This is a genomic window from Inquilinus limosus MP06, from assembly GCF_000767795.1.
GTDB lineage: Bacteria > Pseudomonadota > Alphaproteobacteria > DSM-16000 > Inquilinaceae > Inquilinus > Inquilinus limosus_E.
In genome coordinates this window covers 1-7651 of sequence record NZ_JANX01000288.1, presented here as the reverse complement: position 1 = coordinate 7651, position 7651 = coordinate 1, and the positions used below count along the sequence as shown (strand labels likewise).

At 69.1% G+C, this 7651-nt stretch carries 7 protein-coding genes; 5 read left to right on the top strand and 2 right to left on the bottom strand.

The features are described 5' to 3' along the window. Nucleotides 1-25 precede the first annotated feature (25 nt). Nucleotides 26-811: an inositol monophosphatase family protein gene (locus P409_RS20370; RefSeq protein ID WP_161790434.1), complete on the bottom strand. Its 786-nt coding sequence runs from the start codon at nt 809-811 to the stop codon at nt 26-28. Between the two features lie 290 nt (nt 812-1101). On the opposite strand from P409_RS20370, the gene P409_RS20365 reads away from it, so the two are divergent. Next, a complete protein-coding gene (locus P409_RS20365) occupies nt 1102-1410 on the top strand; it encodes a hypothetical protein (protein WP_034842643.1) in 309 nt (102 codons plus the stop codon). Nucleotides 1411-1417: 7 nt separating this feature from the next. Here the strand turns inward: P409_RS20365 and P409_RS20360 are convergent, their stop codons facing one another. Beyond that, the gene (locus P409_RS20360) at nt 1418-2143 is read right to left on the bottom strand and encodes a GntR family transcriptional regulator (protein ID WP_081991652.1); all 726 of its coding nucleotides are present in this window, start codon (nt 2141-2143) and stop codon (nt 1418-1420) included. 177 nt (nt 2144-2320) lie between these two features. Between P409_RS20360 and manD the strand changes: the two genes are divergently transcribed. The 4 genes from manD to P409_RS20340 all read left to right on the top strand — a co-directional run bounded on the left by manD (nt 2321) and on the right by P409_RS20340 (nt 7416). After that, entirely contained in the window at nt 2321-3529 is a 1209-nt protein-coding gene (gene manD / locus P409_RS20355) for a D-mannonate dehydratase ManD (RefSeq protein ID WP_034842648.1), read from the top strand. Nucleotides 3530-3577: 48 nt separating this feature from the next. Further along, complete coding sequence (locus P409_RS20350) at nt 3578-4912, top strand: MFS transporter (protein ID WP_052121023.1); 1335 nt, start codon at nt 3578-3580, stop codon at nt 4910-4912. A 10-nt stretch (nt 4913-4922) separates the two neighbouring features. Then, the gene (locus P409_RS20345; RefSeq protein WP_034842635.1) at nt 4923-5960 is read left to right on the top strand and encodes an L-idonate 5-dehydrogenase; all 1038 of its coding nucleotides are present in this window, start codon (nt 4923-4925) and stop codon (nt 5958-5960) included. 169 nt (nt 5961-6129) lie between these two features. Further along, entirely contained in the window at nt 6130-7416 is a 1287-nt protein-coding gene (locus P409_RS20340; protein ID WP_034842631.1) for an MFS transporter, read from the top strand. The last annotated feature ends 235 nt before the right edge of the window (nt 7417-7651 follow it).

Sequence of the window (7651 nt, the reverse complement as noted above, 5' to 3'; positions counted from 1 at the left end):
GAGCGCTACAGCCTGGGCGAGGTGCTCAGGCCAGCGCCCGGAGCTGGCGCGCCAGGTCCGCGACGCCCGGCGCCGCGGCGGTGACCGGGCCGCTCTGCGCCCCGCTCTCGATGAAATCGTCGGTGACGCCGCCGGCCTCGCGCACCAGCACCAGCCCGGCCATCACGTCCCAGGCATTGGTGTGGGCGGCAGCGTAGCCGTCGAAGCGGCCATCGGCGACATAGGCCAGCGACATGGCGGAGGACCCGAGCCGCCGGTACTCCGCGCCATGGGTCAGGATGTGGCCGACCTGCGCGACATGCTCCTCGACCTTGCGGCCCGGCGAGTAGCCGACGCCGATGATCGCGGAATTCGGGCTTGCCTTGGCGTTGACCGCGATCGGCGTGCCGTTGCGGGTCGCCCCCTGCCCGGCCGCGGCGCTGTACAACTCGTCCCGCACCGGCTCGTAGATCACGCCCAGCGCCGGCTTGCCGTCGATGGTGGCGCCGATCGAGACGCACCAGACCGGCCGGTCGCGCAGGAAGTTCGAGGTGCCGTCGATCGGGTCGAGACCCCAGACGATGCGGGCGCCCTGCCGGTCCAGCCCGAACTCCTCGCCCAGCACGGCGTGGTCGGGGAAGATCTCCTTCAGCCGGCCGCGGATCAGGGTCTCGACCGCCTTGTCGACCACGGTGACGAAGTCCTGCGGTCCCTTGGCCTCGACCTCCAGCGCCTTGTGGTCGGCCAGATGGGCCAGGGCCAGCTGCCCGCCCGCCCTGGCCAGCGCCTCGGCCACGATCCGCATCAGGGCGAGGGTCTGTTGATCGCTCACCACATGCTCCTGTGTCTTCGGAAGGCGGGGATCATCGGGGAGCCGGCCCCTCCCCGGCAATGACCGATTGCGCGACCCTGCCTTCGAACCATCGTCCCTGACCGTCCCCCTATTGTCATTGCCGGGCTTGACCCGGCAATCCAGGGACCACCAGAGCGGCTCTTGAAACCCCCTGGATTCTCGGGTCAAGCCGGGGATGGCAGCTTGGAATTGATCGGCTGTTTCTTGAGCCCTTACCATCGGGCTGTAGAACGTGGCGCCCGCCCGCCATCCAAGCCGCTGGGAATCCGATGTCAAACGGCCGGAACAAGTACCAGTCCCGGGAGAACCGGGCCCGCGTCCGCCGGATCCTGCTGCAGGATTGGGACCCGATCGGCGTTCGGGACATCCCCGAGGCGAGCGATGAGTACGACGGATACGCCGACAAGGCCTATGTCATGCTCATGGATGAGAGAGCGACGGCGGAGAGCATCGCCGCCTATCTCTATGGCATTGCCTCCGACTATATGGGGCTGGGGCACAGCGCCCAAGGCAAGGAAGACGCCAGAAGGGTCGCCGAGACCCTGGTCTCGCTGCGGCCCGGATTCGAGACGCACTGACGGATCTTCACCCCTCCAGCTCGAACAGCTCCGGCCGTCGCTCGGCGATGGGGCCGAGTGAGGACAGGATCTCGCGCAGATGCCGCCGCATCGCCGCCTCGGCGGCATCGGCATCGCGCGCCCGCAGCCCGGCCACGATCTCCTCATGCTGGGCGATCAGCATCTCCAGCGGCGAGACGTCGGGCAGGCTGAGATAGCGCACCCGGTCCATCTGCGCCTTCATATTCTCGATCGTGCTCCAGGCCGGCAGGCAGTCGATTGCCTCGATGATCAGGCGGTGGAAGCCCTCGTCCAGCGCCAGGAAGCCGGCATGGTCGTGCCGCCGGGCCGCGTCGTGCTGCGCCGCCAGGCTGCGGTCCAGCCGCTGCAGGGCCGCCGCGTCGATGTTTTCGGCCGCCAGGCGCACCACCGCCGCCTCCACCGCCTCGCGGATGAAGCGGCCCTGCTCGACCTGGCGGCGCGAGATCTTGCGCACCCGGGTGCCGCGTTGCGGCAGCACCTGCAGCAGCCCGGCCTCGACCAGCTTGATGAAGGCCTCTCGCACCGGCTGGCGCGATACGCCGAACATCCCCGACCCGTCCTTCTCCGACAGCGCCGTGCCGGGCGGCAGCAGGCCGGTGATGATCGCCTGGCGCAGCCCCTCATAGACCTGCCGGCCGATCGGCCCCTCCCCGCCCAGGGGAATATGGTCCGGCAGTGTCCGGGGCGCGTCCGCCCTCTTTCGTCCGGCCATGCATCCTCCCGTTCCGGCCCGTTGCGCCCCCAGCATACAGGGCTTCGCCGCGTGGTGTAGACTACCGCGGATCGATCTTCGCCATACTTGTATGGTGATTTCAGATGCGCTATGGATCTGCCGCTGCCCGCCGCCCCGAAGCGGCGCTGGAAGGCCGAATCCGGGAGAGAACGCGCCATGAAGATCGTCCGCGCCGATGTCATCGTCACCTGCCCCGGGCGCAACTTCGTCACGCTGAAGCTGGTCACCGATGACGGTGTCCATGGCATCGGCGACGCCACGCTGAACGGGCGCGAGCTGGCCGTGGCCAGCTATCTCCGCGACCATGTCTGCCCGCTGCTGGTCGGGCGCGATCCGCACCGGATCGAGGACATCTGGCAGTATCTCTACAAGGGGGCCTATTGGCGCCGCGGCCCGGTGACGATGAGCGCGATCGCCGCCGTCGACATGGCGCTGTGGGACATCAAGGCCAAGGTCGCCGGGCTGCCGCTGTACCAGCTGCTGGGCGGCGCCTCGCGCGACGGGGTGATGGTCTACAGCCACGCCACCGGCCGCGACATCCCGGAGACGCTGGACCGCTACGCCGCCTATCAGGAGAAGGGCTTCAAGGCCATCCGCGTGCAGTGCGGCGTGCCCGGCATGGAGTCGGTCTATGGCGTCAGCAAGGGCGGCGATTCCTATGAGCCGGCGACCAAGGGCTGGCCCGAGGAGCAGGGCTGGTCGACCGAGAAATATCTCAATTACGTGCCCAAGCTGTTCGAGGCGGTGCGGGAAAAATTCGGCTTCGACGGCCATCTGCTGCACGACGTGCACCACCGGCTGACCCCGATCGAGGCGGCGCGGCTGGGCAAGGCGGTCGAGCCCTACGCCCTGTTCTGGATGGAGGACCCGGTCGCGGCGGAGAACCAGGAGGCCTACCGGCTGATCCGCCAGCACACCACCACCCCGATCGCGGTCGGCGAGGTGTTCAACAGCATCTGGGACTGCAAGCTGCTGATCGAGGAGCAGCTGATCGACTATATCCGCGCGACGCTGACCCATGCCGGCGGCATCACCCATCTGCGCCGGATCGCCGATTTCGCCGCCCTGCACCATGTCCGCACCGGCTGCCACGGCCCGTCCGACCTGTCACCGGCCTGCATGGGCGCGGCCCTGCATTTCGACCTGTGGGTGCCGAATTTCGGTGTCCAGGAGTACATGGGCTACCCCGAGCCGGCGCTGGAGGTGTTCCCCCACACCTGGTCGTTCACGGACGGGTACATGCATCCGGGCGAGGCCCCTGGCCACGGCGTCGACATCGACGAAAGGCTCGCCGCCCGCTTCCCCTACGACCCGGCCTACCTGCCGGTGGCGCGGCTCGAGGACGGCACACTGACCAGCTGGTAGCCCCGATCACATCCAAGAGGCCGCGGACGGCCCGCACGGGAGGACGACATGGCAGCGCAAGAGAGCACGGCGACAACGCCCGCGATGATGCGGCGGATCGCGATCGCGTCCTGCATCGGCACCACGGTCGAGTGGTACGATTTCTTCATCTACGCCACCGCCTCGGCGCTGGTGTTCAACAAGCTGTTTTTCCCGACCAGCGACCCGCTGGTCGGGTCGCTGGTGGCGCTCGGCACCTACGCGGCCGGCTTCTTCGCCCGGCCTGTCGGCGGCCTGCTGTTCGGCGCCATGGGCGACCGTTACGGCCGCAAGCAGGCGCTGGTCATCACCCTGCTGATCGTCGGCATCGCCACCTTCGTCATCGGGCTGATGCCGACCTACAACGAGATCGGCATCTGGGCGCCCCTCGCTCTGCTGTTCATCCGGCTGCTGCACGGCTTCGGCATCGGCGGCGAGCAGGGCAACGCCATCCTGATCATGTGCGAGCACGCGCCGTCGCCTCGCCGCGGTTTCTTCGGATCCTGGGTGCAGATCGGCGCGCCGGCCGGCTTCGTGCTGCCGCTCGGCATCTTCGCGCTCTTGACCTCGACCCTGTCGGAGGAGGCGTTCCTGAGCTGGGGCTGGCGCATCCCCTTCCTGCTCAGCATCCTGCTGGTCGGCATCGGCATGTACATCCGGCTGCAGCTGACCGAGTCGCCGCTGTTCCTGGAGATGCGCCAACGCCGGGCCGAGGATTCGCACCCGCTGGTCGAGGTGGTGCGCACCCAGAAGCGGGAGCTGGTGCTGGGCTGCGGCAGCAAGCTGGCCGAGAGCATTGCCTTCACCAGCTTCGCCGTGCTGATCACCGCCTATGCCACCAGCCGCGGCGTCGACCGGCCGACCATGACCACGGCGTCGCTGATCGCCATCCTGGTCGAGCTGGTGACGTTGCCGCTGTTCGGCCTGCTGTCGGACCGGATCGGCCGCAAGCCGGTCTACCTGTTCGGCGCCGCCTGCGTGCTGATCGCGACTTTCCCGGTGTTCGGCCTGGTCTATGCCCGGATGGACGGGCTGATCTGGCTGGGCCTGGTCGCCGCGCTCGCCCTCGGCCACAGCGCCATGTACGGGCCGCAGGCCGCCTTCTATTCCGAGCTGTTCCCGACCAAGGTGCGGGCCAGCGGCGTGTCCTTCGTGCAGCAGATCGGCGCCCTGATCGGGTCGGCCGGCACGCTGGCCGCCGGCTGGCTGCTGGAGATCGGCGACGGCACGCCGTGGTATCTGTGCGCCTATATCGCCCTGGGCTGCGTCATCACCCTGATCTGCGCCGCGAAGCTGCCGGAGACGGCGCCGCGCCTGTCGCGCGGCGCGGACCTGATCGGCGCGCCCGCCGCCGCCCATAGCTGAGGAGACCGCCATGTTCGCCGCCGTGCTGCACCAGGCCAAGGATCTGCGGATCGAGGATCGCGAAGCCCCTTCCCCGGCTCCCGGAGAGGTGCTGGTCCGCTTCCGCGCCGGCGGCATCTGCGGCTCCGACCTCGCCTATTACTCCAAGGGCAAGACCGGAGATTTCCATCTGCGCGAGCCGCTGATCCTGGGCCACGAGATGGCCGGCGAGGTGGCAGAGGTGGCGCCGGATGTCGAGGGCCTGGCGGTCGGCCAGCCGGTCGCGGTCAATCCCAGCCGGTCCTGCGGCCGCTGCGAGTACTGCATGGCGGGGCTGGAGAACCAGTGCCTGAACATGCGGTTCCTGGGCAGCGCCTCGATCTTCCCGCACATGCAGGGTGCCTTCCGCGAATACATCGCCGTGCCGGCGCGGCAATGCGTGCCGGTGCCGGAGCATGTCAGCTTCGCCGAAGCGTCGATGGCCGAGCCGCTGGCGGTGTCGCTGCACGCCGTGCGCCGCGCCGGGCCGCTGCTGGGCGAGGAGGTGCTGATCGTCGGCTGCGGCCCGATCGGCGCGCTGGTGCTGCTGGTGGCGCGCCAGGCCGGCGCCCGCCGCATCACCGTGGTCGACCTGGCCGACAAGGCGCGGGCCATGGCGCTGGGCCTGGGCGCCGACGAGGCGGTCGATGCAAAGGACGAGGACCGGATCGCGGCCTGGAGCCGCAACCGCGGCCGCTTCGGCGTGGTGATCGAGGCCTCGGGCGCCCCGGCCGGCCTCGACACCGCCCTGCGCGCCGCCCGCGCCCGCGGCCGTGTCGTCCAGCTCGGCAACATGCCGGCCGGCCAGTCGCCGGTCTCGGCCAACCTGGTCATGTCGAAGGAGCTGGAATATCGCGGCTCCTTCCGCTTCGCCGAGGAATACGCGCTGGCGGTGGAGATGATCGCCGGCAAGCGGATCGACCTGGCGCCGCTGATGACCCACCGCTTCCCGGTCCGCGACGCCGACCAGGCCTTCCAGGTCGCCCTCGACCGCAACCAGTCGATGAAGGTCCATCTGCTGGATCTTTAGAAACCCCGAGATCGAAAAGAGCCGTCATTGCAAGGAGGCGAAGCCGACGAAGCAATCCATCGGCCCGCACGAGCTGAGGCATGGATTGCTTCGCTGCACTCGCAATGACGATCCCTTCATAGGCTCGCCGGGTGCGAGCCCCCACCGCCCCGCAAGCGGAAGGAAACCCATGTTCAGAAGCATCCGCTGGCTGATCGTCGGCCTGCTCTTCATCGCCGGCGTGATCAACTATCTCGACCGGTCGGCCCTCTCGATCGCCGCGCCGCTGATCCAGCAGGATCTCGGCCTGGACCACGCCCAGATGGGCGTGATCTTCAGCAGCTTCTTCGCCGGCTACGCCATCTTCAACTTCATCGGCGGCTGGCTGTCGGACCGGATCGGGCCGAAGACGGTGTTCACCGGCGCCATGGGCATGTGGTCGCTGTTCTGCGGCCTGACCGCGGCGGCCACCGGCTTCGTCTCGATGATCGTGCTGCGCGTGCTGTTCGGCGTCGGCGAAGGGCCGCTGAGCTCGACCATGAGCAAGACGGTCAGCAACTGGTTCCCGCGGCGCGAGGCGGCGACGGCGATCGGCATCGTCAATTGCGGCACGCCGCTGGGCGGCGCCGTGGCCGGGCCGATCGTCGGCTACCTGGCGCTGGCCTTCGGCTGGCGGCTGGCCTTCGTCATCATCATGCTGCTGGGCTTCGTCTGGCTGGTGTTCTGGGTGCGGATGTCGGCCGACAAGCCGGCGCAGCACCCGCGCATCACCGACGCCGAGCGCCGGCTGATCGAGGAGGGCCAGACCCAGGCCGACACCGCGGCGCAGCTGCCGGCCCACGGCCTGGGCTTCTACCTGCGCCAGCCGGTCGTGCTGGCCACCGCCTTCGCCTTCTTCACCTACAACTACGTGCTGTTCTTCTTCCTGACCTGGTTCCCGAGCTACCTGACCGAGGTGCACAAGCTCAGCATCAAGGATATGAGCCTGGCGACGGTGGTGCCCTGGGTGCTGGGCTTCGTCGGCCTGGCGCTGGGCGGCTTCCTGTCCGACCGCCTGTTCCGGATGACCGGCCGGGCGCTTTTGTCGCGCAAGCTGGTGCTGATCGGCGGGCTCGGCCTCGCCGCGGTCGGCGTCGCTTTGGCCGGCGATGTGTCCGACGTGGTCAGCGCGGTCGCCCTGATGTCGGTGTCGATCTTCGGCCTGTACCTGACCGGCGCGATCTACTGGGCGGTGATCCAGGACGTGGTGCGCGGCGAGAATGTCGGCGGCGTCGGCGGCTTCATCCACTTCCTGGCCAATCTCGCCGGCATCATCGGACCCTCGGTGACCGGCTTCATCGTCCAGGCGACCGGCGGCGTCTACACCAGCGCCTTCGTCCTGGCTGGCGGCCTGGCCGTGCTGGGCGCCCTGGCCTCGCTGATCTTCATCCGCGAGCCGCGCGGCGCCGGCGGGATCGCCGCGCAGGGGGCCCGGTAGGGTCGCCATCCTTCGATCGGGACCGAAGCGACTCCAGCCCCTCGGCCGAGGCCGGGCCGCTATCATGGCGGCCACTCCAGCCGAGGGGCCGATCATGCAGCCGCCGAGCGATCCCGTCGCCGCCGTCACCCATCCCGATCCCTACCCCTACTACGCCTCGCTGCTGCAGCGCCCCTTCCACCGCGACGGGGCGCTCGGCCTCTGGGTCGCGGCGGGAGCCGGGACTGCGACGGCG